This window comes from Streptomyces sp. NPDC051907 (genome assembly GCF_040681075.1).
GTDB lineage: Bacteria > Actinomycetota > Actinomycetes > Streptomycetales > Streptomycetaceae > Streptomyces.
This window is the reverse complement of the sequence record NZ_JBFAYB010000008.1, coordinates 1-26,991: the sequence shown is the minus strand read 5'-3', so window position 1 is coordinate 26,991 and position 26,991 is coordinate 1. Positions and strand designations below refer to the sequence as shown.

The following is a 26,991-nucleotide window of genomic DNA, read 5'->3' as shown; positions in this document are numbered from 1 at the left end:
CCGCAGGCTGCGGAACGGCGCCTGACTGTCAGACAAGGGGGCAGTGCGGTGGAGTCCGCGCCCCGGGGTGTGCCGATCCGGTCCAGCACCGCGGTGCCGGCCATCGCCACGGCCAGGTTGACGATCAGGGCGGCCAGCCCCGCGTATATCTCCGGCGGATGACCGGCCATGCCGGGCAGGCCGAGCGGTACGACGGGCGAGAAGCCCTCCCTGACGACCATGACCGTGCCGAACACCATCCCCGCGGCCCATCCCGCGAGCAGCGCCCGGTGGTGGAGCCGGCGGGTGAAGAGCCCGACGGCCACCGCGGGGAATACCTGGAGGATCCAGACGCCGCCGAGCAGCTGGAGGTTGATGGCGTCCTGGTCCCGTAGTCCGAAGACGAAGGCGACGGCTCCCGCCTTCGCGGTGAGGGAGACCGCCTTGGCGATCCGCACCTGACGCTTGGGGGTGGCGGTGGGGTGGAAGTACTCGACGTACACGTTGCGTACGAACGAGGTGGCGGCCGCGATCGACATGACGGCTGCCGGGACCAGCGCTCCCACGGTGATCGCGCCGAAGACCAGACCCGCCAGCGGCGCCGGCATCAGGCGGTCCACCAGGATGGGGACCGCGGCCTCGGCCCCGCCCTCGGGGGCCTGGACGCCCGAGGCGAGCGCCGCGATGCCGAGCATCCCGAACAGTGCGAGCACCGCGGTCCAGGCCGGCAGCGCGACGGCGACCCGGCGCAGGACGCGCGGGCTGGAGGCGGCGAAGGCGGCGGTGAGAACGTGCGGATACATCAGCAGGGCCAGCGCCGAGCCCAGGGCGAGGGTGGCGAAGGCCGGTTGCTGCTCTGGTGACAGAACGAGGGAGGCGTGGCCGGCGTCCGGGCCGGAGAGCCGGGCGGCGGCCGCGTCGAAGACGGCGCCGAGCCCGCCCAGCCGGTCCAGGACGAGCCAGCAGACGGCGAGTACCGAGCCGAAGACGGCCACGCTCTTGAGCGCCGAGATGACGGTGGGCGCGCGCAGACCGTGGCGGTAGGTCGCCACCGCCAGACCGGCGAAGATCGCGGCCATCGCCAGGTCTCCGGCAGCGGCGCTGGGGTAGAGCCCGCCGGCGGTGAGCACCGCCCGGATGCCCAGGAGCTGCAGGGCGAGGTACGGCATGGTGGCGAGGATGCCGGTGAGCGCGACCACCAGGGCCAGCGGCGCCGAACCGTAGCGTCCCCGCACGAAGTCGGCTGCCGTGACATACCCGTGGTCCCGCGCCACGGTCCACATCCTGGGCAGCAGCACGAAGGCCAGCGGACAGACGATCACGGTGTAGGGGAGGGCGAAGAAGGCGGGCGCGCCGTTGCCGTACACCAGGCCGGGCACGGCGGCGAAGGTGTACGCGGTGAAGATCGTGCCGCCCAGCAGGAGCCACGTCCATATGGTGCCGAGGCTCCGGTCGGCGAGCGCCCAGCCTCCCAGGGAGGGCAGGTCGTCGTTGGAGTGCAGGCGGCGGGCGGTGACGGCGAGCAGGGACGCACCGCCGATGACGGCGAGGAACGCCGCGGCCATGGGGCCTTCGGTCATCGGTCACCGTCCCTGTGTCCTGCGCATTGCACGAGCCCTGTCGCCTACGAGTTGCGTTGGGGGCCGGCTGCGATGACAGGGGATCCCGGGAAATCTCTGGGGCATCCGCTGTCAACTGAATCTCGGGCGTCGGCAACTCTTGCACAGACCGACAGGAATGAGGAGGTCACAGTGGATCGGACCCGGCTCCCCCGCCGTCGCAGCGCCGTGCGCAGGGCAGCGGCCGGTGTCTGCCTCGTCGCTCCCGTCGTCGCCCTGCTGTGGGTGCCCTGGTACGCGCAGGAGCGGCCGGAGCTGGCTGGGGTGCCGTTCTTCTACTGGTACCAGCTCGCCTGGGTGCCGCTGTGCAGTCTTGCCGTGCTCGCGGCGTATCTGCTGACCCGGCGGCAGTCCGAGCCCTGATCGGGCCCTCCGCACGACTCCCCTCGTTGATCACTTCTATTCGCCTGCCAAGGTGAGGAGCCGCCATGCCCGAATCCGTCCGTACGAACAGGACGATCAGCGCAAACCGGAGATCGATCCTGCTGTGGACCTGTGTCGCCCTGCTCGGCGCCGTCGCCTGGGGGATGGTGGCCCTGGCCCGCGGCGAGGAGATCTCCGCCGTGTGGCTGGTGGCCGCGGCGCTGGGCTCGTACGCCATCGCGTACCGCTTCTACTCGCGCTTCATCGCCCGCCGCGTGCTGAAGCTCGACGACAGCCGGGCCACCCCTGCCGAGCGGCTCGAGGACGGAGTGGACTTCCAGCCGACCGACCGCCGGGTCCTGCTGGGCCATCACTTCGCCGCGATCGCGGGGGCCGGGCCGCTGGTCGGTCCGGTGCTGGCGGCCCAGATGGGGTACCTGCCGGGGACCATCTGGATCGTCGTCGGGGTGATCTTCGCCGGGGCGGTGCAGGACATGGTGGTGCTGTTCCTGTCCATGCGCCGCGAGGGCAAGAGCCTGGGGCAGATGGCCCGTGAGGAGATCGGAAAGGCAGGCGGCGCCGCTGCCCTGATCGCGGTCTTCGCCATCATGATCATCCTCCTGGGGGTGCTGGCGCTGGTCGTGGTCAATGCCCTCGCCCACTCCCCGTGGGGGACCTTCTCGGTTGCCATGACCATCCCCATCGCCCTGTTCATGGGCTTCTACCTGCACTGTCTGCGCCCGGGACGGGTCACCGAGACCAGCCTGATCGGCGTCGCGCTGCTGCTCCTGGCCATCGTGGGCGGCGGGTGGGTGGAGAGCTCCTCGCTCGCCGGCGCCTTCACCTGGAGTCCGGCGACTCTCGTCTTCTGCCTGGTCGGCTATGGATTCGTCGCTTCCGTCCTGCCGGTCTGGATGCTGCTCGCGCCGCGCGACTACCTCTCCACGTTCATGAAGGTCGGCACCATCGCGCTGCTCGCCGTCGGCGTCCTGGTGGCCGCGCCCACGCTGCGGGCCGAGGCGGTGACCGACTTCGCCTCCTCCGGCGCCGGACCGGTCTTCGCCGGCTCCCTGTTCCCGTTCCTGTTCATCACCATCGCCTGCGGCGCGCTCTCCGGCTTCCACTCCCTGGTCGCCTCCGGGACCACCCCGAAGCTGATCCAGAAGGAATCCCAGGTACGGATGATCGGCTACGGCGCGATGCTGATGGAGTCCTTCGTCGCTGTCATGGCCCTGATCGCCGCCGCGGTACTCGACCCCGGCCTGTACTACGCGATGAACGCCCCGGCGGGGCTGCTCGGCACCACCGCCGAATCCGCCTCGCAGGCTGTGGCCGGCCTCGGCTTCACCATCACCCCCGATCAGCTGACCGCCGCCGCGAAGGCGGTGGAGGAGCAGACGCTCATCGCCCGCTCCGGGGGCGCGCCGACCCTCGCCGTGGGAATGTCGGAGATCTTCGCCGGGGTCTTCGGAGGCCCGGGGATGAAGGCTTTCTGGTATCACTTCGCGATCATGTTCGAGGCGCTGTTCATCCTCACCACGGTCGACGCGGGCACCCGGGTGGGCCGCTTCATGCTCCAGGACATGCTCGGCAACGTCTGGAAGCCGATCGGCCGCGTCAACTGGAAGCCGGGAATCTGGATCACCAGTGCGGTGGTCGTGACAGCCTGGGGCTACTTCCTCCACTCCGGCGCCACCGACCCGCTCGGCGGGATCAACCAGCTCTTCCCGCTCTTCGGAATCGCCAACCAGCTGCTCGCCGCCGTCGCCCTCACCGTCTGCACCACCGTCCTGGTCAAGTCCGGACGGCTGCGCTGGGCCTGGGTCACCGCAGTCCCGCTGGCGGGGGTGGTCGCCATCACCTTCACCGCGGGCTGGCAGAAGATCTTCTCCGACGACCCTCGCGTCGGCTTCTTCGCCCAGCGGGCCCGCTATGCCGACGGGATCGACGCCGGCACCGTCCTTCCCCCCGCCAAGAGCATGGACGACATGCACACCGTGGTCACCAACTCCACGGTCGACGGCGTCCTCATCGCGCTGTTCCTCCTGCTGGTCATGACCGTGATCGTCAACGCGGCCGTGGTGTGCGCCCGCGCCCTGCGCTCGCCCGTCCCGATGCCGACCACGGAAGCGCCCTACGTCGTCTCGCAGATCGAGGCGCCGATTCCCCGACCCCGCAAGGCGCCCGTCGGAGCCCGCGAATGAGGCTCCGTCAGGTGTTGAGCGGACTGCGCTGGTACGTACGGGAGTTCACCGGCGAGGCCGCATACGACCGCTACTGCGAACGTCACCGCGGCAGCAACCCCCACGCCCCCGTCCCCACCCGCCGACAGTACGAGCGGCTACGCGTCCAGCACCAGGAGGATCACCCGAGCAGCCGCTGCTGCTGACCGACTTCGGATGCCGCGCCGTCGTAGCGCCGGCGCGGCGCCACTGCCCCTCGGCACCCCCTTCGCAACGGAACACCCGCACGACCGGGCGGTCTCCTGGGCGGCCCGCTCGTCGGCAACAGCACTTTGGAGCCTCATCGATGAGCAGACACGGCCGGCAGGACAGCTTGCGTCCGGAGAAGCACGGCCTGAGAGCGAATGCTCTGGGCTCGGCGGACGCGGTGGTGATGGCGATCGCGGGCAGTGCGCCCGCGTACACCCTCGCGGCGGCCACGGCGGTGCTGGCGGGGGCGGCCGGGCTGGCGAGCCCGGCAGCTCTGCTGTCGTGTGCGATACCCATGGTGGGAATCGTTCTGGCGTTCAGGTATCTCGGCCGACTCGACGTCAACGCCGGGGCCGCCTATTCATGGGTCGGCCGCGCCCTGCATCCGGGGCTGGGCTTCCTCAGCGGATGGGCGCTGGTGGTGTCCGCGACGCTGTTCATGGTGGCCGGGGCCCTGCCGGCCGGGTCCTACACCCTGTCGTTGTTCTCCGACGGCTGGGCGCAGAACGGGATGCTGTCCGCCGCGGTGGGGGCGTTCTGGTTGCTGCTGATGGCGGCGCTGGTGGCGAGGGGGGCTCGGATCAGTGCCCGCGCGCAGTGGGTGATGACCGGGATCGAGGTGGTCGTCCTGCTGGTCGTCGGCGTGGCCGTGCTGGTCCGCGGGGGCGGCGCGGCGGTGTTCTCGTGGTCGTGGCTGTTCGACGTCACCGCTCTGGGCGGGCCCGAGGGGTTCGCCGGGGTCGCGCTCATCGCGGCGTTCTACTTCTGGGGCTGGGACGTGACGGCGAACCTCAGCGAGGAGACCAGCGACAGCCGCCGGGCGTCCGGGCTGGGCGGGCTGCTCGGCGTGGTCAGCGTGCTGGCGGTGTTCGAGATCGTCACGATCGCGGTGAACCTGGTCATGTCCCAGGGCGACGTCCAGAGGAACAGCGGCACGGTCCTGGCAGACCTCGGCGACGCGCTGTGGCCGGGCTGGGGAGGCAAGGCCATGGTGGTCGCGGTGATGCTGTCCACGATCGCCACGCTGGAGACGACGCTGATCCAGGTCACCCGCACCCTGTTCGCGATGGGACGCGACCGCACCCTCCCGGCCGTCTTCGGACTCGTCCATCGCCGATGGCAGACACCGTGGGCGGCCGTGACAGCGGTCACCGCGGTCGCCCTCACGCTGCTGTTCGCCTCCAGTGCGCTGGGCCCCGTCAACACCGTCCTCGCCGACGCGTTCAGCGCCATCGGCCTGCAGATCTGCGTCTACTACTCCCTCGCCGGCATCTCCGTCGTCGTCGCCTACCGCAGACTGCTCTTCAATTCGGTGGCCAACGCCGTCTTCATCGGCCTGTGGCCGCTGTCGGGCGCCCTGTTCATGATGTGGGTCTTCTACCAGTCGCTGCTCAGCCTCGACGTCACGGTCCTGGTGATCGGCCTCGGCGCCCTGGCCGCCGGCGTCTTCCCTCTCGTCTGGTACGTGATCGCGGACAGCGACTACTACACCGGCCGGCACGCCCGTCTGGACGCGTCTGTCGCCGCCAGGGTGGAATCGCAGTACGGCGACGTCACCGCGGCAGTCCCCGGGCAGCGCGACGGCCGCGTCGGCCGCGTCGGCGACCTCTGAGACCCGGCGATGACCCCACCCCGACCAGGACGCTCCCGCCGCTCCCGAACGCTGCGCTACGACCCCGCCTACGGCGACAGCCCGCTCGCACAGGCCGTGCAGGACCTGCTGATCGGACGCTGGCAGGGCCCGCGCGACCTGCTGTACGCCACCGGGGGCGACTGGGACCGACGGACCCACCGCATCAGACTCCTCGCCGAGACCGCCGCCGGCTGTCGCACCGTGGAGAGCTGGCAGATCGCCGAACCCCACAACGCCGACGCCCTCGTGCTGCGTGCGGACACCGAGGTGATGCGGCTGTTCTTCCAACTGGCACAGGAACAACAGCACCCCCCGCCGCCCCCTGAACAGGACGTCTTCGACCGCAAACGCCTCCACCACGCCGCCGACTTCTGCTTCCAGGCGAGCTACGCGTTCCCCGCGGACCCGATGCCCTGGATCTCCCTGCTCACCCTCGCCCGCCTCTACGGCGCAGGACACCCCCACACCTGGCACTGGTGGCACGAGCTCCGCACCCGCGACCGCCACTCCCGCGAAGGACACCACCAGGTCCTGCGTCACCTCTCCGCCCGCTGGCACGGCTCCCACGGCAGCATGTACGACTTCGCGCGCGACACCGCCGCGGCCTCTCCGCTGGGCTCCCCCCTCGCCGTCCTCGCCCAAGCCGCCCGCGCCGAGCACTACCGCGAGCTCATCCGCACCCAAGGACGCACAGCGCTGGGGCTCACCTACCACTGGACGCACGACACGCTCGCGCCGGACCTCAGCACCACGCTCGACCGGTGGATCGCACACCGCACCATCGAATACGCACAGGACGTCGCCGACCTCAACGTGCTCGCCCACGCACTCGTCTACGCCAACCGCCGCCACGACGCCGCACTCGTCTTCCAGCACCTCGGCAACCGGCCCACCACGGTCCCCTGGTCGTACTCCGGAGACCCGCAAGCGCTGTTCATCCGCTGGCGCGACGAACTCCTCCCCGACACGCCTCCATAGTCCTCGGGGCCTACGTCTCCCACGGCGTCGCCGCCACAGCTCCCCCTGGTCGCTCCACGCACACCGAGAGGCTCCCCCGATGTGACAACAATTACATTCCTCACCATTTAGCCCATTTCTCATGAAACATTTCCCGCGCATCCATGTACCGCGGGCTGTTCTTACGGCCAAGCGCCCATCCAGCCGATCTCCAGGGGAGAAACCATTGGGACGCTCACCCAGGAGAACGGGCATCTGGCGGACCGCCCTGCCCGTGGCGGGCGGCGCCGCCGCGTTCGGGCTGTGCGGCCTCTACGCCACCGGGATGGCGACCGGCGACGGCATCGCCGAAGGCACCCGGGTGCACGGCGTCGACATCGGCGGGATGACGACAGCGCAGGCGCGGCAGGTCCTGGACCGAAAGCTCGGGCATGCCTTCACGGCGCCGATCACGATGAAGATCGGCGACCAGGTCCAGAAGGCCGATCCGGGCGCGCTCGGGATGTCCTTCGACCCCGCCGCCACCGCCGACCGCGCCGCAGGGGAGGGATCCGGTCCCCTCAGCGTGATCGGCGGACTCTTCGGCTCCGACGACCGGGACGTCGAGCCGGTGATACGCGTGGGCAAGCACAAGAGCCGGGCCGCGCTCGACCGCATCGGTGCGGCCGTCGAGCGGGAGGTCCGCGAGGGGGCGATCTCGTTCGTGAACGGCACGGCGCGGGCCGTGGCTCCGGTCACCGGCGTCGCCCTGGTCCCAGACCGGGCCCTGGACACTCTGAGCGATGCCTACCGCACGGTAAGTGCCGGCCCCGTCGTGATGCCGGTGAAGCAGACGCAGCCGCGGATCGGCCCGCACGAGACCGAGCGGGCCATGAAGGAGTTCGCCCGGCCCGCGATGTCCGGGCCCATCACGCTCACCCTCGGCGGCGCACCCATCCCCATCACGCCCTCGACGCTCAGCAGTCATCTCGCGATGAAGCCGGACAGCCACCAGCGTCTGGCGCCCGTCCTCGACGCCAAGGGCCTGCTCGCCGACCCCGCCGTCTCCCGCCCGATGCGGACAGCCTCTCAGGGCCCCCAGGACGCCACGTTCGCGCTGGACGAAGACGACCGCGTGGTGGTGGCCGAGGAGGCCCGCGCGGGGCACCGGGTCACCGAGAAGGCGTTCACCGAGGCCGTCCTGCCCCTGCTGAGCCGCACCGGAGCGGCCCGCACCGGCGAGATCGCCAGCACGGCACAGCAGCCGCGGCTCACGAGTGCTTCGGCACGGCAGCTCGGCATCAAGGAGAAGGTCTCCTCCTTCACCGTCTCCTTCCCGACCGCTCCCTACCGCGTCACCAACATCAGCCGCGCCGTGGAACTCATCAACGGCTCCCTCGTCCTGCCCGGGCAGGAGTGGAGCTTCAACAAGACCGTCGGCGAGCGCACCAAGAAGAACGGCTTCGTCGACGGCATCATGATCAACAACGGCCAGTACACGAAGTCTCCCGGCGGCGGCGTCTCCGCCGTGGCGACCACCATGTTCAACGCCATGTTCTTCGCGGGCGTCAAGCCAGTGGAGCACGGCGCCCACTCGTTCTACATCGAGCGCTACCCCGAGGGCCGCGAGGCCACCGTCGCGTGGGGCACCCTCGACCTGCGCTGGCTCAACGACTCCGGCCACGCCCTCTACGTGCAGGCAGAGTCCACTGACTCGTCGGTGACCATCACCTTCCTCGGCACGAAGAAGTACGACGAGGTACGTGCGACCAAGGGGCCGCGCACCCACATCAAGCCGCCCAGCACGCGCACCGGCAGCGGACCCACCTGCGAGGTCCAGACCCCGCTCGAAGGGTTCGACGTGGCTGTCGACCGCGTCTTCGTCCAAGACGGCAAGGAAGTCAAGCGCGAAACCCGCACCACCCACTACACGCCCCGCGACGAGGTCACCTGCACCCCGGAGGGGGCGGCACCCACGGCAGCCCTGGACCAACTCGGCATCCCGGAACCAGACTTCTCCTGACGGAACACCGATCGGGAGACGGACGCCCGACGCGTCAACCGTGACCGTGACAAAGGGATCATCGACGCGTGCTGCACGCGTGGGGCGTGGGGAAATGCGCGTGCACGGGTTGATCGACTCGGGGACACTTCGCGAATGAGCTCCGACGCCGGCCCGACAGCGCAGGAACGGGCCCTCGGGCATGTGGCCGGACTGTCGTCCGGTCCGCCTGTGGAACCGACGCTGCGGGTGACCCTCAACTTCCATCCGGACCGTGTGACACGCGGCAAGCCGATCCTGGAGGCCCTGGCAGAGGGTCGCGTCTATCTCTCGCAGTTCGTCACCGGGACGAGCAACGGCGGCCTGACCGCTCACTCAGGCGGCGACAGATGGCGGTGGGAGAGCCGGATCTTCCGTGGCGCCTACGACAACGCGGCTGCTCACGAGCGGCCCGTGTATGGCGCGTTGAACTTCCGCCGAAAGATCGTCGGCGCAGCGCCGCGCTTCGGTTCCGCGCATCTCCGGCTCACCACACCGGCGCTGGCGCGGACCACGTTCTGCTACCCGGACAGTTTCCTGGAGCCATCGGACTTCGGTACGGCGGATCACATGGGCCTGATCGAACTCGCACTGGCCGATGACCGAGACGCCCTCGACGACTACATCGAGGCGCAGGTGCACGGGCCGGTCCGGCTGGACCGCGATGTCGAGGCGCTGGTCCTGGACCCCTGCTATCAGGGCACTGCCGTCGAGGGCGCCGCCCGACGTCTTCCGTGCCCGGTGGAATGGCACCCCGGATTCCAGCTCACGGTCGAGGGGCTCCGCCGGCACCCCGCCTACCGGGGCCAGGAGTACGTTGCCCTGGGCACACGGATCGCCGTCGGCGGCAGGCTCGATCCGCGCATCGTCGGAGATGCCGCCGGTACTGGCCGCTATGACCCGCAGGCGGTCAAGAAGGTATGGCACTACCTCGCACGTTTCGGGGCGCCGGCGTAGCAGCGCGGCGAGGGGCGTGCCGATGGGCTGGGCGGATCGCCCGCAATCCAGGGCGCCCGCGCGTCCGAGCAAATGGCTGAACCTACCCGGTCGCTGAACCCACGTCAGCAACGGTAGGCCGATCGGGAAAAGCCGTCGGCGCCATCGGGCACCGTTCCCGCGAGACGGCCCGCAGCGGCCGGAACCACTCCATAAAGGGAGTGGAACGCATCGAGAAGCGCGCCGATCCTGCGCTTCCCATGCGTCCGTCACACCCTCCCACGCGGGCCCAACCGCCCAACGCCCCATAGTCAGCAACGAATCGAGGAGTGAAATGTCCCGAAAGCGAAAAGCCACCGGGCCGAAGAAGGCGGCTCTGCTCGTCGCCGGCGTCGGCCTCGTCTCAGTCGTCGTCGCCGTGACCACCGGGTCGGGCTTCGCGTCCCAGGCCGAGTCGCAGCAGTCTGGCGGCACTCGGAGCGCCGACGCGGCCAAGGCAGCCGGTGAGCGCGTCTTCCGCTCGCCGGTCAAGTACGGCGTTCAAATCTACGCCTGCACCCAGCAGGCCGACGGCGCCTTCGCCTTCACCCAGCGTGGCGTCCGCGCGGTCCTCAAGGGCGGTATCAAGCACTCGTTCGTGAACCCGGACTCCGGGCCCCCGCAGTGGATCGCCCGGGACGGCAGCGCCGTGACGGGCAAGATCATCAGCAGAACTCCGCACGGCGAGGGCAACATTCCCGAACTCGTGCTCTCCGCCACGCAGACCGGCAAGCCCACCGGCAAGCTGTCCCAGGTGACCGAGATCCGCCGCGTCGAGACCAGCGGTGGAGTCGCCCCGGCCGGACCCTGCGATCCCTCGAAGACACCGACCGAGGAAGTGCCCTACCAGGCCGTCTACGAGTTCGTCTCCCCAGCCCGCCCAGCCTCGCCGTCCACGGCGCCGCAGGTGAACTGACCCCATACGTACGGGCAGTTCACCCACTGCAGACCGGCACGGGCGCTCGGCTCGTCCCCAGCCGAGCGCCCTCAGCCGCGGGAGGCGGCATCGGCCGCTAGCAGAAACCGTGGCTCTGCCGGGACAACGCAGGACGGCGCCCTCGAGAGCGCTCGCACCCGCCGTATCCGCGCCCCGCCGGGTTCGAGTGCCGGGGATGCGCCGCCGGGGCGGAGGCCGGATCGTGAACGCGTCCTCGGGTGTGGGGCGGGCGCCGTGGCCGATGGGCGGCTGGCACACGTCTCGCGACACACGCCCTCGTGCTCCTCCTCAAAAGCGCGTTCACCGTCGTCCGAGCCGCTTGGAAGCCGCTCGCTCCGGCGTCTCACTGCTCATAGCGGGACCCTAGTTGGTGGTGATGTCCGGGATGCCCGTCGGGGCGGGGATCGGGTCGAAGGCGAAGACCTGCCCGGTCTCCGCCTCGCTGCACGGCAGTTGGACGACGGGCGCGCCGGTGGTGGCGATGCTGCCCGGGATCGTGACGCAGGCGCCGGTGTGGACCGGCCTGATCCGGTACATCCGGTCGCCGGACCGGGCGGGGCCGATCCGGAACCGCTCGGCGGTGCCGCGCCGGCCACAGTAGTCGTTCATGAGCCGGGCGCCGTCGGAGCGCAGGCCGGCGTCGACGCCGAGGCAGCCATGGCCCATGACGGGGTGCAGGGAGCGGATCATGTACTGGTCGCCGCCGACCGGCTCCATGAGGTAGGTCGGCACGCTGCTCTGGCAGTCGAACTGGGCGACGCGGCCCCCGCTGTCCTCGGTGGTCGACTCGGACAGGCACAGACCGGATCCGGTCGCGCGGATGTGGTACGTGCCGGGCTCGACCGGTCCGGCGGGCGTGGTCGGCTTGGGGGCGGAAGAGCTGGTGGCGGCCGGTTCCTCGTCGCCGCTGTCGGAGTAGGCGGCACGGCCTACGAGGGCGATGGCGCAGACGGCGAGCAGTGCCGCCGCGAGAGCCCCCGCACGGCGTAATGCCGGTATGCCGCCCCTGCCGCTGCCGACCCCTGAGGCGTGGGGCGCGCTGGCGGGGCTCGGCTCGGGAGGCAGGGGCGAGCCCACGCGGACGGGCGCCATCGCTGGACCAGTGGCCTCGGGCGCCCGAGCGGCGCCTCCGGTCCTCGTCGTCTTCTGCGCCTCAGGGTCCTCATAGGGCCCGACGGCATCAGATGCTCCGTCTGCTTCGCGTCCATCACCAGGTTCAGGGGCCCCATCCGACTCCCCCGGCCTGGACCGCTCACGCGCCTTCGACGCGATGCGATCCCGTGCCGCCACCCATGCGTCGACCGAGCCGTCGTACCCGCAGGCCGCCAGAAACGCCTTCAGCAGCTCCGGCCGGGGCAGCACGTCATGGCGTAGTGCCGTCGCCACGGTGCTGCGCGGGAGGACCTCTCCCGCATCCGCCGCGCGCCGCTCCAGGTCGCGGTAGGTGAGGCCGGAGCTACTTCGCAACTTCCTTAGAAGGGCGACGAATTCGGCGGGGTTTCGGGCCTGGGCGGGGTCGGGGTGCGGAAGGGCAGGACGATTCATGTCCCTGAGCATCCCCGTGCCGCGCGGATCGGGAACAGCCGGAATCCGGACGCCGCCCGCGCGGAATGGCTCACTCCGGGCGCCCCGAGCATGAAGTCGACGAGGGACGAAACGGAGGCGGCGCGACGCCCACCGCCAGCTCGGCGGGCTCATAGCCAGAGGCGGGTTCGTAGCCAGGGGCGAAGCCTCACGGTGGGCAGGCGGGTCCGGGACGCCACCACGGGCAGAGCGCACAGGGGCCGCAGGGCTCCGAGGTGCGAAGGTCGTCCAGGTGGTCGAGATTGGAAGGGACGCCGATCGGCGCTGAGGGCGTCCGTGCGGCGGGTGGACCGCGCGAGCCGAAGGAGCGCACCATGGCGAGTCATACGGCTGGTACCCGCCCGCGGGGCTTCGTCGGCCGGGCGCTGTGTGGGGCTCCTCGTGCCTCGGAGGACTGAGGCACGTGGCGCCTGCCCTCGCGTCTTCCGGCGCGTCCGGCGGCACAGCACCCCTGGTGGTGCTCGTGGTCGGAGTGTCGGGATCGGGCAAGTCCACGGTGGGGCGGCTGCTCGCCGACCGGCTCGGTTGGCCCTATCGGGACGCGGACGACTTCCACCCCCCGGCCAACCGCGCCAAGATGGCCGCCGGCGAGCCGCTCTCCGACGCGGACAGATGGCCGTGGCTGAACGCCATCGGCGCCTGGATGGACCAGGAGATCGCGGCGCGGCAACCGGCCGTCGTCTCGTGCTCCGCGCTCAAACGTGCCTACCGGGACCGGCTGCTCGATGGACGGCCCGAGGCCCGGCTGGTGTACCTGCACGGCTCGCGCGAGCTCATCCGCTCCCGGCTGGGCGCCCGGCGGGGACACTTCTTCCCTGCCGGACTGCTGGACAGCCAGTTCGCGGAGCTCCAGAAGCCGGCGCCCGACGAGCACGCCTGGGTGGTGGAGATCGACCAGCCGCCGGAGGCGGTCGTCGCGGCCGTCGTCTCCCTGCTCGGCGCGGACCGCCCGCCCACCGGCGCGGACCTCAGCGCCCCGGACCGCCCGCCCGCCGGCGCTGCGGCCGCCGGTGTCCCACCGACCGAGGAGCCGCGCATGCCCCCGCTCGCGACAGGAGAGCAGTATCAGCTGCGCCACGGCGGGCAGAGCGCCGTGGTGGTCCAGCTGGGCGGCGCGCTGCGCCAGTACGAGGCCGACGGCAGGCAGCTGCTGGACGGGTTCGCCGCCGATGCGCGGATCACCGGCGGCCGGGGGCAGCTCCTCGTGCCCTGGCCCAACCGGGTGGGCGGCGGGCGCTACCGCTTCGGCGGTCAGGATCTGCAACTCCCGCTGACCGAGCCGGAGAGGCACAACGCGATCCACGGACTGCTGCGCTGGACTCCGTGGCAGTTGCTCGCCCGCGGCGACGACGCCGTGAGGGTGGGCGCCACGCTCTTCCCGCAGCCGGGCTATCCCTTCCAGCTGGACGTCGTCGCGGAGTATCGACTGGGGCCCGAGGGCCTGGAGGTCGCCGTCACGGCGACCAACGTGGGCGATGCCGTCGCGCCCTTCGGCGTGGGCCAGCACCCCTATCTGACCGTGGGCACCGACCTGGTGGACACAGCGCTGCTGACCGTGCCCGCCAGCCACCGGCTGCGCACCGACGAGGAGGGCGTGCCGACCGGCCGGGAGCCGGTCGAGGGCACGGCGTACGACTTCCGCACCGCCCGCCCCATCGGCGACCAGCAGCTGGACACCGCCTTCGCCGGGCTGGAGCGGGACGGCTCCGGCCGGGCCGTGGTGCGGCTGGCACACCCCTCGGGCCGCCACGGCATCGATCTCTGGCTCGGCGAAGGCGCCCGCTACGTCCAGGTGTTCACCGGCGACACACTGCCCCAGCCCGAGCGGCGGCGCGGTGTCGCGGTGGAAGCCATGTCCTGTCCGGCGGACGCCTTCCGCAGCGGTACGGACCTCACCGCCCTCGAGCCGGGCGGCAGCTGTGTGTTCCGGTGGGGACTCAGGCCATGGGCCACCGGCGGCTGAGGTCCCGGCCGCCGTCGCGGCCCCGGAGCAGCCGTCCGCCGACGACCCGAGCGGCACGCACCGCTCATCGAAGGGAGGCGCCGTCTTGATGACCCCGGGCACGCGGCCGCCGGCCGCCCAGCGCATGACTTCGGACGCCTTCCGGGCGCTCTACCGCCGCCTGCGCGAGGGGACCCGGCGCCCTCCCGACGACCGGCGCGGGGCGCTGTGCTGCCTGACGCCCGAGCGCGTGGTGGCGGCCGCCGCCGAGGTCCGGTCCGGGCGCACGGTCTCCCTGGCCGCGCCGGTGGAGACATGGCCCGGCCCGGACAACCCGCAGCCGGCGAGCCATCGGATGACCGGCCCCTCCGCGCAGGAGCTGACCGCCGACGGGCTGCACTTCGCGCTGGACCACATCGACATGAACGTGCACGGGGACGCGGACAGCCACCTCGACGCCCTGTGCCATGTGCTGTACGACGGCGAGCTGTACAACGGGGCGCCCGCGAGCAGTGTGACGGCCGACGGCGCCCGTGCGCTCTCCGTGGACCTGGTCCGGGACGGCATCGTCGGTCGCGGCGTACTGCTGGACATCCCTCGGCTGCGGGGCAGGCCCTGGCTGGAGCCCGGGGACCATGTGACGGCGGACGACCTGACGGCCGCCGAGGCCGCGCAAGGGGTCCGGGTCGGCCCAGGAGACGTGCTGTACGTCCGGGTGGGGCATCGCCGCCGCCGCGCAGAGCTCGGCGCGTGGAACGCCGCCCGGGCACGGGCCGGTCTCCACCCGACCGCCCTGGAGTTCGTGGCCGAGCGGCAGATCTCGGTCCTGGGCGGCGACGGCAACAACGACACGGCGCCCAGCGCGGTGGCGGACGTCGCGTTCCCCGTGCATGTGCTGGCCATGCACGCCATGGGCGTGCATCTGATGGACTACCTGCAGTTCGAGGAGCTGGCCCCGCTCTGCGCGGAGACCGGCCGCTGGGCGTTTCTGAGTGTGATCGCGCCCCTGCGGCTGCCCGGCGCCACGGGCTCCCCCGTGAACCCGATCGCCGTGCTGTGACCGTGGGGCCGGCCGCGGCTGCTCGTCCGGTCGCCGTTCGCAGGGATGGCGGATACGTTCGAATGGGTGGACACGCAGGGACTCCGCAGCGCGGAGTGACAGGTCCTGGCTCCAGGGCAGGGCCCCGAGCGCAAGGACGGTGGTCGCTGTGGGCGACTCCCCCCACTACGACGTCATCATCATCGGCACCGGCGCCGGCGGCGGCACGCTCGCCCACCGGCTGGCCCCCTCCGGCAAACGAGTGCTCCTCATCGAACGCGGAGACTACCTGCCACGCGAACGGGACAACTGGGACTCGACCGCCGTCTTCGTCAAGGGCAAGTACCGCGCCCCGGAGTTCTGGCTGGACCGGCACGGCAGCGAATTCCCGCCGGAGGTCAACTACTACGTCGGCGGGAACACCAAGTTCTACGGCGCGGCGCTGTTCCGGCTGCGGCCCGAGGACTTCGGCGAACTCCGTCATCACGGCGGCGTCTCGCCCGCCTGGCCGATCCGGTACGAGGATCTGGAGCCGTACTACACGCAGGCGGAGCACCTCTACCTCGTGCACGGCCGGCATGGCGAGGATCCGACGGAGGGCGCGGCGAGCGCGCAGTACGCCCATCCGCCGGTGGAGCACGAGCCACGCATCCAGCAGCTCAGCGACGATCTGGAGAAGGGCGGACTGCACCCGTTCCATCTGCCGATCGGCGTCGATCTCAGCCAGGACGGCGAAGGACGGGCCACCCACTCCAGCGTCTGCATCCGGTGCAACCGGGTGGACGGCTTTCCGTGCATGGTGCGCGGCAAGTCCGACGCCGAGGTGATCTGTGTGGAGCCGGCCCTGCGGCGCCCCAATGTCGAGATGGTGACCAACACCCATGTGGTCCGGCTGGAGACCGACCCGACGGGACGCAGCGTCACCGCGGTCGTCGGCCGGCTCGCCGACGGCTCGGAGGTCCGCTTCGGGGCGGACGTCGTGGTCGTCTCCTGCGGTGCGGTCAACTCCGCCGCTCTGCTGCTGGCCTCGGCCAACGACCGCCATCCGGCCGGGCTGGCGAACAGCTCCGACGTGGTCGGCCGCTACTACATGCGGCACAACAATCTGGCCCTGATGGCCGTGTCGAGGGAGCCCAACGACACGCAGTTCCAGAAGACCCTCGCCCTGCACGACTGGTACCTCGGCGCCGACGACTGGGACTACCCCCTGGGCGGCATCCAGATGCTGGGCAAGTCGGACGCCGAGCAGATCCACGGCGAAGCCCCTCGGTGGGCCGGGGCGGTCGCCCCGGACATGCCCTTCGAAGTGCTCGCGCATCACGCCGTCGACTTCTGGCTGTGCGGCGAGGACCTCCCGCTGCCCGGCAACCGGGTCACTCTCGACGGCGACGCCCGCATCCACCTCGCACTCGACGAGGACAACAACGTCGAGGGTCTGAAGCGGCTGAGGCACAAGCTCCAGAAGATGCTCGGACGCCTGGGCATGCATGAGAAGCACGGGCTGCTGTCCCACAGCATCTATCTCCACAAGGGCATGCCGATCGGCGCCACCGCCCATCAGGCGGGCACCGTGCGCTTCGGCGCCGACCCGGCCGCCTCCGCCCTCGACGTCAACTGCAAGGCCCATGACCTCGACAACCTCTACGTCGTCGACACGAGCTTCTTCCCGAGCATCGGCGCGGTCAACCCGTCCTTGACGGCCATCGCCAACGCCCTGCGGGTCGGCGACCACCTCGTGGACCGGCTGAGCTGACGGCCTGCGCCACTGGTCCGGCCGGGTGAAGATGCTCCGCCCAACAGCCCAACGGCGGCTCGCCGAACTCGCTGCCGCCCCGCGGCCGGTGATTGCGTGACGCTCGTGCCAGGCCGGCTGCGGCCAGGCGGACCGGAGCCGCGCAGCGAGGAGGCAGGGCATCATGAATTCCACCGTGGGCGCACCGCAGGGTGTCATTCCGCAGCGTCTGCTCAAGGGCCAGAAGGCACTGGTCACCGGCGCCAACTCGGGCATCGGCAAGGCCACCGCCATCGGGCTGGGCCGGGCCGGCGCCGATGTGGTCGTGAACTATGTGGCCGACCGCGACTCCGCCGAGAAAGTGGTGGAGGAGATCACCTCGTTCGGGGTGCGGGCGATGGCCGTCGAGGCGGACGTGTCCCAGGAGGACCAGGTCACGGCCATGACGGACCGGATGATCCAGGAGTTCGGGACGATCGACATCCTGGTCGCCAACGCGGGCCTGCAGCGTGACGCCCGCTTCACCGAGATGACTCTCGGACAGTGGCAGAAAGTGCTCGACGTCAATCTCACCGGCCAGTTCCTGTGCGCCCGGGAGGCGACCAAGGAGTTCCAGCGCCGCGGGGTCGTCCCGGAGGTGTCCTGCTCCGCCGGGAAGATCATCTGCATGAGCTCGGTGCACCAGCTCATCCCCTGGGCGGGCCACGTCAACTACGCCTCGTCCAAAGGCGGCATCCAGATGATGATGGCGACGCTCGCCCAGGAGCTGGCGCCGCACAAGATCCGGGTCAACGCCGTCGCCCCCGGAGCCATCCAGACGCCGATCAACCGCGACGCCTGGGAGACTCCCGAGGCCCGCGAGGACCTGATGCGGCTGATCCCCTACAACCGGATCGGAGACCCCCAGGACATCGCCCACGCCGTCGTCGCGCTCTCCTCCGACCTCATGGACTACGTGGTGGGGACGACTCTCTACGTCGACGGCGGAATGACCCTCTTCCCCGGCTTCGCCACCGGCGGCTGACCTTCTCCTGTACGCGCCGAACAGCGAAGGCGGCTATGCACACCTCGCTCCATCTGCTGGCGGACGCCCCCGCCCAGCTGCTGCCGGCCCGGGAGCTCATGGCCTTCACCCTGGCCTCCCACATCATCCTGGTGCCCCTCGGCGTGGCGCTCCCCCTCATCACCCTGGTGATGCACTACATCGGGCTGCGCCGCAACGACCCCACCGCCCTTCTGCTGGCCCGTCGCTGGTCGGCGGTCATGGCCGTGCAGTTCGCGGTCGGCGTGGTCACCGGCACGGTGCTCTCCTTCGAGTTCGGCCTGCTCTGGCCCGGGCTCATGGGCAGATGGGGCGACGTCTTCGGGATCGGATTCGGCGTCGAGGCATGGGCGTTCTTCCTCGAAGCGGTGCTCATCGCGATCTATCTCTACGGATGGCGGCGGCTCAAGCCCCGCACACACTTCCTGCTCGGCCTGCCCCTCCCGGCCGCCGCGCTGCTCGGCGCGTTCGGCATCCTGGCCGCCAACTCCTGGATGAACACCCCGCAGGGGTTCTCCCTCGACTCCGAGGGCAACCCGGTGGACGTGAACGTCTGGAAGGCGATCTTCACCCCGATGTTCGGGCCGCAGTACTGGCACTTCGTCGTGGCCATGCTGCTGACCGCGGGCTACATGGTGGCCGGCGTCTACGCCGTGGGCTGGCTGCGCGGGCGCCGTGACCGCTACCACCGGCTCGGATTCGCCGTTCCCTTCACCATCGCGGCGGTGGCCACACCGGTGCAGTTCGTGCTGGGCGACTCCATCGCCCGGTCGGTGTTCCACAAGCAGCCGGTGAAGTTCGCCGCCTTGGAAATCGTGTGGGAGACCGACACCCGAGTCCCCGAGTACCTGTTCGGGCGCCTGCACCCTGACGGATCCGTGTCGGGCGGCATCAAGGTCCCGCTGCTCGACTCCATCCTGGCCGGCTTCAGCCCGAACACCAAGGTGGTGGGACTGACGTCGGTCCCGGCGGACCAGCGTCCGACGGCCACTCAGGCGACCATCGCCCACTGGGCCTTCGATCTGATGGTCGTGATCGGGAGCGTACTGGTGCTGCTCGCGCTCTGGTACGGCCTGGTCTGGCTGCGACACCGTCGGCTGCCCGCCTCCAAGTGGTTCTACCGCAGCGCGGCCTGCGCGGGCGTCGCCTCCGTGGTGGCCGTCGAATGCGGCTGGATCGCCACCGAGGTGGGACGCCAGCCCTGGATCGTCTACCAGAACATGAGAGTCGCCGAAGCAGTGACCTCGACCCGCTCCAGCAGTCTGTGGATCATGCTCGGCGTCGTGATCGTGGTGTACGTGTTCATCTTCGGCTCGCTCCTCGCCGTCCTGCTCAAGATGCGCACCCGCTGGCGACTGGCCGACGAACAGGAGGCAGCCGGGCGCCGCGGCGACGCGCCGGAGACGGACAGCCCCTACGGGCCGCGGACGCCCGTGCCCGCAGGCGACGGCGCCTCAGCCGGCGGCAGCGGAGCCGCCCCGTCCGGGGACGGCCGACCGTGATCGCCGATCTGATCGCCGTAGTGCTGCTGCTCGCCGTGACCGCGTACGCCTGCGCGGGCGGCACCGACTACGGAGCCGGCTTCTGGGATCTGACGGCCGGAGGAGCGGAACGCGGCAGGCGTCCCAGGTGGCTCATCGACCACGCCATGGCCCCCGTCTGGGAGGTCAACAACGTCTGGCTGATCTTCATCTTCGTCATCATGTGGACCGGCTTCCCGACGCTCTTCCAGACCGTGTTCTCCGCGATGTGGCTCCCCTTGGCGCTCGCCGCGGTGGGCATGGTCCTGCGCGGCGCCGGCTTCGCCTTCCGCAAGGCCGCCCAGCGGCTCGTCGGCCGGCGCCTCTACGGCGCCGTCTTCGCCGTGGCCTCGCTCGTGACGCCGTTCTTCCTCGGGGCCGCCGTCGGCGGGGTCGCCTCGGGCCGGGTGGCGCCGGGCACGGAGGCGTCGGCGGACGCCTGGTCCAACCCCACGTCCATCCTGTTCGGGATCCTCGCCATCGCGACCACGGCCTTCCTCGGAGCGGTGTTCCTCGCCGGGGACGCACGCCGCTTCGACGCCCCCGACCTGGTGCCCTACTTCCGGTGGCGGGCGCTGGCCAGCCTGGCCGCGATCGCGGTGGCGGGCGTCGTCACGCTCTTCGTCACCCACGGCGACGCCCCCCATGTGTGGCACGGGCTCACCCACGGCGTGGGGCTGGCCTTCGTCATCCTGTCGGCGGCTGCCGCGCTCGCCACCGCTTGGCTGCTTCTGCGGACGCCCGGCGACTGGGCCCGCGTCACAGCCGTCGCCGTCGTCGCCTCGGCCGTCGTCGCCTGGGGCATGGCCCAGCGGCCGTACCTCATCCCCACCTCGCTGACCGTGGCCGAAGCCGCGGGCTCGTCCGCCACGTTGACCTGGCTGGCGGTCGTGACGCTCGTGGCCGCTGTGATCGTCTTCCCGGCCGTCGGCTTGCTGTACTGGCTGGACACCCACGGCGAGCTGGAAGAGCTCAGCGACACCGATCTGCGAAGGAGCAGCGCGGATCGGGACGCCGCCCCGGGGAGCGGCTGACTCCCCCCTGACCCCGGCTGAACCCCGCGACCGCGCCAGGACCGCCAGGACTCTGGCCCCGCTGCCCCGCCTCGCTCCGACTCCAGCGGCCGGGCGACGACGAAGGGAGCCGATGTGACCGACGACGAGATCCTTCTCGGGATCGCGCTGACCGTGATCCTCGCGACCGGGTCGCAGATCCTGGCGAGCAAGCTCCGCGTGCCCGCCCTCATCCTGCTCCTTCCCGCCGGGTTCGCCGCGGGGGCGATGACGGACGTCGTCCACCCGGACCAGCTGATGGGGCAGAACTTCTCCGTCATCGTGTCGCTGTCCGTCGCGGTCATCCTCTACGACGCCGGTCTGGGCCTCAACCTGCGCAAGCTCAAAGGCCAGACCCGGTGGATCGTGGGGAGGCTGCTGCTGCTCGGCGTCCTTCTCACGTTCTTCGTCACCGCCGGCGTGGCGCCCGCCATGTTCGACATGCCCCTGAGGGTGGCCTCGATGCTCGGCGTGATCCTCGTGGTCTCCGGGCCCACCGTGGTGGGACCGCTGCTGGACTTCGTCCGGCCGACCGACAAGGTGCGCCGCATCCTCATCTGGGAGGGGACGCTGACCGACCCGATCGGCGGCATCCTCGGCGCGCTCGTGTTCCACGCCATCGCCACCACGCACCAGGTCGACATCGGACGGGGCTACCAGCTGGGCCAGTTCGCCATCAGCATGGCCGTGGGCCTGGTCGGCGGGGCGGTGGGAACCGCACTGCTGTGGCTGACACTGCGCACCCTGCGGCTCGGCGAGACGCTCGGCACACTGGCGCAACTGGCCACGGTGATCACCGTCTCCGCGGGCTGCGACATCGTCCGGGACGACACCGGGCTCATCGCCGCCATCGTCACCGGACTCGCCGTGACGAACATCCGCGGCTTCGACATGCCTGCCCGGCGCCCCTTCTTCGAGACCCTGGTCCAGCTGATCATCGGTCTGCTGTTCGTCTCCATCTCCGCCACCGTGACCCCGGCGTCGCTGGCGCCCGTGCTCCTTCCCGGACTGGGCCTCATCGCGATCCTGGTCCTGGTGGTGCGTCCGCTGGTGGCCTTCGCCTCCACCACGGGCACGGGACTGTCCAGAGGGGAGAGGGCCTTCATCGGCTGGATGGACCCCCGCGGCATCGTCGCGGCCGCCACGGCGTCGACCTTCGCGTCCAGTCTCGTCGACCAGGGGGTGGACGGAGCGTCCAAGATCCTCCCGGTGACCTTTCTGGTGATCGTGGGCACCGTCCTGCTGTACGCCCTGACCGCGACGCCCGTCGCCCGGCGGTTGGGCATCGTCAAACCGGCAGGCACACGGATCCTCCTGGTGGGCGGCGAGCCATGGGTGGTCGACCTGGGCAGGGCCCTGCGGTCTGCCGGGCTGGACGTGCTGATGTGGGCCGGCCTCGACGAGGAGCGGCAGCGGATCAAGGACGAGGGAATCGAACTGGCCACCGGCGATCTGCTGGCCACCGCGACCAACCCCGGGGCCCGGCTGGAGGGCGTGACCGCGGTGTTCCTGGCCACCGACGACGACGATTTCAACGCGCTCGCCTCAGTGGTGATGCAGGACAATGTCGAGGGCCCCGTATACCGGGTGGGGCCCCCGCACGAGAGCCACGGTGTGGTCGCTCCCTACACCGGCGGGGACATCCTCTTCGGCCGCTCCCTGGTCCGTCACATCCTGGCCGACCGCTACGAGCAGGGCGCCCGGTTCCTGGTGCAGCCCGCCGCGTCCCCCGTGCCGCCTGAGCACGACACCCTGTTCGTGGTGCGGGCCGACAACAGGCTGGATCCGGTGACCGAGAAGCAGGCGGTCACTCCGCAGGAAGGCGACAGCGTCGTACTGCTCGGCCCGGCCCGCTCCACGCGGTGAGCCCCGGCCCGCTCCACGCGGTGAGCCCCGGTCGGTCTCCGCGCGGTGAGCCTCGCACGCGCGCCTTCCGGGCTACGTCCCGCCGTCGCACGACCGGTTGAGGTGTGCGTTCAGAGTGATCGCCGCGTCGATCAACGCCAGGTGGGTGAAGGCTTGGGGGAAGTTCCCCAGCTGTCGACCCGTCAGGTCGATCTCCTCGGAGTACAGGCCCAGGTGGTTGGCGTAGGTGAGCATCTTCTCCAGCACCAGCCTGGCCTGGTTGGTCCGCCCGGCCCGTGCCAGGGCGTCGACGTACATGAACGTGCACAGGGAGAAGGTCCCTTCGGAGCCGCGCAGCCCGTCGGGCGATGCCTCGGGATTGTAGCGGTAGACGAGGCTGTCGCTGACCAGCTCACGGTCCATGGCCTCCAGGGTGGACTGCCACATCGGGTCGTCCGGGGTGATGAAACCCACCGTCGGCATCCGCAGCAACGCCGAGTCCAGGACGTCGCTGCCGTAGTGCTGCACGAACGCCCCGCGCCCGGGATCCCATCCCTTGGTCAGCACCTGTTCGTAGATGCCGTCGCGCTCTGCCGCCCAGCGCTCGCGGGCCGCGGGACGGCCGCTCGCGGCCGAGAGCCGAAGGGCCCGGTCGAAGGCGACCCAGGACATCACCCGCCCGTATGTGAAGTCCTTGCGGCCGCCGCGGGTCTCCCACAGTCCCTCGCCGGGCTGGTCCCAGTGGTCGACGAGCCAGTCCAGGAGCGTGTGCAGTGAGGACCAGCCCCGGGTGTCGAGCTGGATACCGCGCTCGTGCGCGAAGTAGATGCTGTCCAGCGCTTCGCCGTAGATGTCCAGTTGCAGCTGGCTCGCGGCTCCGTTGCCGATGCGCACGGGGGCGGACCCTTCGTACCCCTCCCAGTGCTCCAGCGTCTCCTCCGCCAGGTCGGAGGAGCCGTCGACCCGGTACATGATGTTCAGCGGTCCCGTGTCGGTGTCGCCGCCGGCCGCCTCTTCCTTCACCCGGTCGCGCAGCCAGCCGATGAACGCCGTCGCCTCTTCCTTGAAGCCCAGCCCCAGCAGGGCGTACACCGAGAAGGAGGCGTCGCGGATCCAGGTGAACCGGTAGTCCCAGTTGCGCTCGCCGCCGAGCTGCTCCGGCAGGCCGGCGGTGGGAGCAGCGACGAGGGCCCCGCTGGGGGCGTACGTCATCAGCTTCAGCGTCACCGCCGAACGTTCCACCGCCTCTCGCCAGCGCCCCGAGTAGAGCGACTGGTCCAGCCATGACCGCCAGAAGTGGATCGTCTCCTCGAAGAGCCGCTGGTATTCCTCGACGCGGATTTCATGAGGCGGTCCGTCGGGCGCCGACTCCATGATCACACCGCGCTGCTGGCCGGCTTGCAGAGTCAGGGAGACATGCAGATCCTTGTCCCCCGACATCAGGTTCAGCAACCGCTCGTCCTCCGGCTCACGAACGGCGTGCACGGCCAGTTGCAGTCCCTCCGAGCTGAACACCGCTCCGTGCTCGGTGATGTGCAGCTCGTGAGGCTTGCGGCCGTAGTCGAACCGGGGGGCGATGTCCCCCTCGAACGTCATGCTGCCGCGTACACAGCGCAGCATGCGGACCAGGCGGTGGCGGTCGGTTGCCTCCGTCCCGGTCACCGGCATGAAATCGACTACTTCGCCGGTGCCGGACTCGGTCATGAAACGCGTCACGAGAATGGCGGTGTCGGGAAAGTACAGCTGTTTCGTCGCGTACGTCTTGTGAGCCGGCCTGATACTGAAGTGCCCGCCCTTCTCCCTGTCCAGCAGGGAGCCGAAGACACTGGGCGAGTCGAAGCGTGGACAACAGAACCAGTCGACGGTCCCGTCGGTCGAAATCAGGGCGGCCGTCTGAAGATCGCCGATCAGGCCGTGATTCTCGATCAGCGGGTATGCGTCCATCGAGCGTCCCCTTGCCTCAGGGCCGATCCAGCGGACTGCGCGACTCGGACGACTCGCAGGTCCTCGCGGGCCCTCGCAGGTCTCGCGCGGACAGCTGAAGCGCGTCACGCTGCAAGCGGCGGCGGAGCCGACGTCACCCGACCAGCTTACGTGGACGGCTCCTGTCGGTCCTGCTGAGCGATGCGGCGGCAGAGGGGCTGCGCCTGCCGCTGCACGCGTCCGCGCCTGGCCTTACGGTGGCCTTACCGTGAAATGAAGACGGTCCCGAGCCGGCAAGCGGAACCCGCGCGTGCTGCCGCACCCCGGAGCTCCGGATGCCGCCAGGGAAGGGGCGAGGCGTGCGAACGACGATGTCCTGGTCCTCCGTGTTCCGACTGCGGCAGTACGTGAAAGCCAGTCTGTGGATTGTGCCGCTTTTCGGAATCGTGCTGGGCGTCACTCTTGCCGAATGCGCCATCGCCGCCGACAGGGCGGACTGGCCGCCCAGTGTCTGGCGGTACTCCGCGACCACGGCGAGCGGTGTTCTCAGCGCCATTGTCGGGGCGATGGTGGCGCTGCTGGGATTCGTCGTGACGATCGGCGTTCTCGTCATTCAGCAGGCAACCGGAACGCTCTCCCCGAGGTATATGCGTCTGTGGTACAGAGACCGGCTGCAGAAATCCGTACTGGCCACCTTCACCGGCACATTCGCGTTCGCCTTCTCCCTGCTGAGAAGCATCGAGTCGAACTCGGTGCCAGACCTCGGGGTCACCTTCGCCGGCGTGGCCGTGAGCATCAGCCTTCTGCTCCTGCTGATCTACCTCAATCGTTTCACGCACAACCTCCGACCGGTGGCCATCGCCGATCTCGTCGGGCGCATGGGAGCGAACGTCTTCGTCCGCGCGACCGCGAAGGTCCACGCATCCGCGCCACAGGACGGTGGAGCCGTGCCGACGCACGACCCGGTGACCCCGGTCCGCTCGCCTCACGGCGGCGCCATCCAGGCGTTCCACACAGCTGGACTGGTCGCCGCCGCCGCCCGCCATGACTGCACCTTCGTCGTGCCCCACCTGGTCGGGGACTTCGTGCCGCCCGGCGCCGTCCTGGTCGAGGTCCACGGCGGCACCTCCGCGCCCGATCCCCAGCAGGTGGCCGGTCTCATCGCCCTGGGCGCCGAACGAACCATCGAGCAGGACCCCGCCTTCGCCCTGCGCATTCTCGTCGACATCGCCATCCGCGCCCTCTCCCCCGCGGTCAACGACCCCACGACCGCCGTTCAGGTGCTCAACCACATCGAGTCGTTCCTCACCGTGGTAGGCGGCAAGCAGCTCCCTGGCCGCTATGTGCTGGCCGACGACCACGGCCGGCCACGGCTCGTGCTGCAGGGACGCGACTGGGAGGACTACCTCCAGCTCGCCGTCTCCGAGATCCGCGACTACGGTGCGTCGTCCCTGCAGATCTGCCGGCGCCTGCGCGCCCTGCTCGACAGCCTTCTCGAGACTCTGCCGCCAGAGCATCTTCCGGCGGTACGCACCGAGTTGGACCTGCTGCGCGAGTCGGTGGAGCGGGCGTTCACCGACCCGGCCCGCCATGCCATGGCGCAGACGGCCGACCGCCAGGGCATCGGCGGCCGGTCCCAGCGATCGCACTCCTGAGCCCCCCGGAGCCCAAGGCTGCGAGAAATTCGAGGCGGCGCCGGACAGGGGTGTGCATACATTCCAAGATGCGAAGTCGGCACCGGGGGTTGAAATTGGAAGTAACCCGACCAGCCGAACGCGAGAGCGCCCGGTTTCGTGGGGCCGCACGACACCAAGGAGCGTTTCATGACCAGTCATGTGAGCGGTGCCCGGTCAGGCGCCGCGGCGCAGAGTTCAGCGAAGGCCGGCACCGGCAGCGGATGGCTGGTCTTTGCCTCCATCCTCATGATCTTCGGCGGCCTCATGGCCCTCTTCGCGGGCATCGCCGCCATCGCCAACGACGATGTGTTCGTCGCGACCCGCAACTACGTCTTCAAGTTCGATCTGACCGCATGGGGCTGGATCCATCTCATCCTGGGCCTCGTGATCACTCTTGCCGGCGTCGCCCTCTTCCAGGGAGCCACGTGGGCACGGGTCGTCGGCGTGTTCCTGGCCGGAGTCGCGATGGTCGCGAACTTCCTGTGGCTCCCCTACGCGCCGTTCTGGGCGATGGTGCTGATCGCCGTCAACGGTTTCATCATCTGGGCACTGTGCCAGGCCCCCAGCCCGGGAGAGAGCTGACGGGGCCGCAGCGGCCCTTGGCTCGCATACTCGTGGAAGCCGTTGCGTCCGTCGTCGTCAGCACGGCATCACGGCCGGAGAGCGCCCCCGGCGCGGGTGGGGGTCGGTCTGCCGCGGCGGGGGACGCCGGGGTGGGCCG

At 70.3% G+C, this 26,991-nt stretch carries 19 protein-coding genes and 2 pseudogenes; 18 read left to right on the top strand and 3 right to left on the bottom strand.

The window, feature by feature from the left end:
- Positions 1-14: 14 nt before the first annotated feature.
- A pseudogene (locus AB0M39_RS07615) lies at positions 15-1,559 on the bottom strand (sodium:solute symporter); the annotation flags it as partial.
- A 171-nt stretch (positions 1,560-1,730) separates the two neighbouring features.
- Here AB0M39_RS07615 and AB0M39_RS07610 point away from each other — a divergent pair.
- The 8 genes from AB0M39_RS07610 to AB0M39_RS07575 all read left to right on the top strand — a co-directional run bounded on the left by AB0M39_RS07610 (position 1,731) and on the right by AB0M39_RS07575 (position 10,894).
- The gene (locus AB0M39_RS07610) at positions 1,731-1,961 is read left to right on the top strand and encodes a DUF3311 domain-containing protein (RefSeq protein WP_365361241.1); all 231 of its coding nucleotides are present in this window, start codon (positions 1,731-1,733) and stop codon (positions 1,959-1,961) included.
- 65 nt (positions 1,962-2,026) lie between these two features.
- Positions 2,027-4,165, top strand: coding sequence for a carbon starvation CstA family protein (locus tag AB0M39_RS07605; protein WP_365361239.1), 2,139 nt, complete (start codon positions 2,027-2,029; stop codon positions 4,163-4,165).
- Positions 4,162-4,350, top strand: coding sequence for a YbdD/YjiX family protein (locus tag AB0M39_RS07600; RefSeq protein ID WP_365361237.1), 189 nt, complete (start codon positions 4,162-4,164; stop codon positions 4,348-4,350). Before AB0M39_RS07605 ends, AB0M39_RS07600 begins: the two co-directional genes overlap by 4 nt.
- Positions 4,351-4,490: 140 nt before the next feature.
- Positions 4,491-6,005: an APC family permease gene (locus AB0M39_RS07595; protein WP_365361235.1), complete on the top strand. Its 1,515-nt coding sequence runs from the start codon at positions 4,491-4,493 to the stop codon at positions 6,003-6,005.
- 9 nt (positions 6,006-6,014) lie between these two features.
- Positions 6,015-7,004, top strand: a complete 990-nt coding sequence (locus AB0M39_RS07590) for a hypothetical protein (RefSeq protein ID WP_365361233.1) — start codon at positions 6,015-6,017, stop codon at positions 7,002-7,004.
- 205 nt (positions 7,005-7,209) lie between these two features.
- Positions 7,210-8,985, top strand: a complete 1,776-nt coding sequence (locus AB0M39_RS07585; protein WP_365361231.1) for a VanW family protein — start codon at positions 7,210-7,212, stop codon at positions 8,983-8,985.
- A gap of 135 nt (positions 8,986-9,120) precedes the next feature.
- A complete protein-coding gene (locus tag AB0M39_RS07580; RefSeq protein WP_365361229.1) occupies positions 9,121-9,960 on the top strand; it encodes a DUF3626 domain-containing protein in 840 nt (279 codons plus the stop codon).
- 313 nt (positions 9,961-10,273) lie between these two features.
- Positions 10,274-10,894: a DUF3455 domain-containing protein gene (locus AB0M39_RS07575; protein WP_365361227.1), complete on the top strand. Its 621-nt coding sequence runs from the start codon at positions 10,274-10,276 to the stop codon at positions 10,892-10,894.
- A gap of 384 nt (positions 10,895-11,278) precedes the next feature.
- On the opposite strand, the gene AB0M39_RS07570 is transcribed toward AB0M39_RS07575, so the two are convergent.
- On the bottom strand, positions 11,279-12,460 hold the full coding sequence (locus tag AB0M39_RS07570) for an RICIN domain-containing protein (protein WP_365361225.1): 1,182 nt from the start codon (positions 12,458-12,460) through the stop codon (positions 11,279-11,281).
- Positions 12,461-12,902: 442 nt separating this feature from the next.
- Here AB0M39_RS07570 and AB0M39_RS07565 point away from each other — a divergent pair.
- From AB0M39_RS07565 to AB0M39_RS07530, 8 genes and pseudogenes are all read left to right on the top strand, one after another.
- Positions 12,903-13,502, top strand: a pseudogene (locus AB0M39_RS07565) (gluconokinase); the annotation flags it as partial.
- Between the two features lie 33 nt (positions 13,503-13,535).
- Positions 13,536-14,462, top strand: coding sequence for an aldose 1-epimerase family protein (locus AB0M39_RS07560; protein WP_365361498.1), 927 nt, complete (start codon positions 13,536-13,538; stop codon positions 14,460-14,462).
- A 124-nt stretch (positions 14,463-14,586) separates the two neighbouring features.
- Positions 14,587-15,501: a cyclase family protein gene (locus tag AB0M39_RS07555; RefSeq protein ID WP_365361496.1), complete on the top strand. Its 915-nt coding sequence runs from the start codon at positions 14,587-14,589 to the stop codon at positions 15,499-15,501.
- A gap of 148 nt (positions 15,502-15,649) precedes the next feature.
- A complete protein-coding gene (locus tag AB0M39_RS07550; protein ID WP_365361223.1) occupies positions 15,650-17,233 on the top strand; it encodes a GMC family oxidoreductase in 1,584 nt (527 codons plus the stop codon).
- A 163-nt stretch (positions 17,234-17,396) separates the two neighbouring features.
- A complete protein-coding gene (locus tag AB0M39_RS07545; RefSeq protein WP_365361221.1) occupies positions 17,397-18,236 on the top strand; it encodes an SDR family oxidoreductase in 840 nt (279 codons plus the stop codon).
- A 35-nt stretch (positions 18,237-18,271) separates the two neighbouring features.
- Positions 18,272-19,756: a cytochrome ubiquinol oxidase subunit I gene (locus AB0M39_RS07540; protein WP_365361219.1), complete on the top strand. Its 1,485-nt coding sequence runs from the start codon at positions 18,272-18,274 to the stop codon at positions 19,754-19,756.
- Positions 19,753-20,808 carry a cytochrome d ubiquinol oxidase subunit II gene (locus tag AB0M39_RS07535; protein ID WP_365361217.1) on the top strand — a complete coding sequence of 352 codons (1,056 nt, stop codon included), beginning with the start codon at positions 19,753-19,755 and terminating at the stop codon, positions 20,806-20,808. The genes AB0M39_RS07540 and AB0M39_RS07535 overlap by 4 nt, the downstream gene beginning before the upstream one ends.
- Positions 20,809-20,922: 114 nt before the next feature.
- Positions 20,923-22,692, top strand: a complete 1,770-nt coding sequence (locus AB0M39_RS07530) for a cation:proton antiporter (protein ID WP_365361215.1) — start codon at positions 20,923-20,925, stop codon at positions 22,690-22,692.
- Positions 22,693-22,764: 72 nt separating this feature from the next.
- Here the strand turns inward: AB0M39_RS07530 and AB0M39_RS07525 are convergent, their stop codons facing one another.
- Complete coding sequence (locus tag AB0M39_RS07525; protein WP_365361213.1) at positions 22,765-24,615, bottom strand: glycoside hydrolase family 15 protein; 1,851 nt, start codon at positions 24,613-24,615, stop codon at positions 22,765-22,767.
- Between the two features lie 314 nt (positions 24,616-24,929).
- Between AB0M39_RS07525 and AB0M39_RS07520 the strand changes: the two genes are divergently transcribed.
- Both AB0M39_RS07520 and AB0M39_RS07515 read left to right on the top strand, forming a co-directional pair.
- Positions 24,930-26,249 carry a DUF2254 domain-containing protein gene (locus AB0M39_RS07520; protein ID WP_365361211.1) on the top strand — a complete coding sequence of 440 codons (1,320 nt, stop codon included), beginning with the start codon at positions 24,930-24,932 and terminating at the stop codon, positions 26,247-26,249.
- Between the two features lie 267 nt (positions 26,250-26,516).
- Positions 26,517-26,852: a hypothetical protein gene (locus tag AB0M39_RS07515; RefSeq protein ID WP_365361494.1), complete on the top strand. Its 336-nt coding sequence runs from the start codon at positions 26,517-26,519 to the stop codon at positions 26,850-26,852.
- The last annotated feature ends 139 nt before the right edge of the window (positions 26,853-26,991 follow it).

Excerpts from the sequence above, each read along its gene's own strand:
- AB0M39_RS07515 (WP_365361494.1), top strand. The coding sequence starts at position 26,517 with ATGATCTTCGGCGGCCTCATGGCCCTCTTCGCGGGCATCGCCGCCATC.
- AB0M39_RS07540 (WP_365361219.1), top strand. The coding sequence starts at position 18,272 with ATGCACACCTCGCTCCATCTGCTGGCGGACGCCCCCGCCCAGCTGCTG.
- AB0M39_RS07520 (WP_365361211.1), top strand. The coding sequence starts at position 24,930 with ATGCCGCCAGGGAAGGGGCGAGGCGTGCGAACGACGATGTCCTGGTCC.
- AB0M39_RS07590 (WP_365361233.1), top strand. The coding sequence starts at position 6,015 with ATGACCCCACCCCGACCAGGACGCTCCCGCCGCTCCCGAACGCTGCGC.
- AB0M39_RS07575 (WP_365361227.1), top strand. The coding sequence starts at position 10,274 with ATGTCCCGAAAGCGAAAAGCCACCGGGCCGAAGAAGGCGGCTCTGCTC.
- AB0M39_RS07560 (WP_365361498.1), top strand. The coding sequence starts at position 13,536 with ATGCCCCCGCTCGCGACAGGAGAGCAGTATCAGCTGCGCCACGGCGGG.
- AB0M39_RS07600 (WP_365361237.1), top strand. The coding sequence starts at position 4,162 with ATGAGGCTCCGTCAGGTGTTGAGCGGACTGCGCTGGTACGTACGGGAG.
- AB0M39_RS07605 (WP_365361239.1), top strand. The coding sequence starts at position 2,027 with ATGCCCGAATCCGTCCGTACGAACAGGACGATCAGCGCAAACCGGAGA.
- AB0M39_RS07545 (WP_365361221.1), top strand. The coding sequence starts at position 17,397 with ATGAATTCCACCGTGGGCGCACCGCAGGGTGTCATTCCGCAGCGTCTG.
- AB0M39_RS07555 (WP_365361496.1), top strand. The coding sequence starts at position 14,587 with ATGACTTCGGACGCCTTCCGGGCGCTCTACCGCCGCCTGCGCGAGGGG.
- AB0M39_RS07595 (WP_365361235.1), top strand. The coding sequence starts at position 4,491 with ATGAGCAGACACGGCCGGCAGGACAGCTTGCGTCCGGAGAAGCACGGC.
- AB0M39_RS07580 (WP_365361229.1), top strand. The coding sequence starts at position 9,121 with ATGAGCTCCGACGCCGGCCCGACAGCGCAGGAACGGGCCCTCGGGCAT.
- AB0M39_RS07525 (WP_365361213.1), bottom strand. The coding sequence starts at position 24,615 with ATGGACGCATACCCGCTGATCGAGAATCACGGCCTGATCGGCGATCTT.
- AB0M39_RS07570 (WP_365361225.1), bottom strand. The coding sequence starts at position 12,460 with ATGAATCGTCCTGCCCTTCCGCACCCCGACCCCGCCCAGGCCCGAAAC.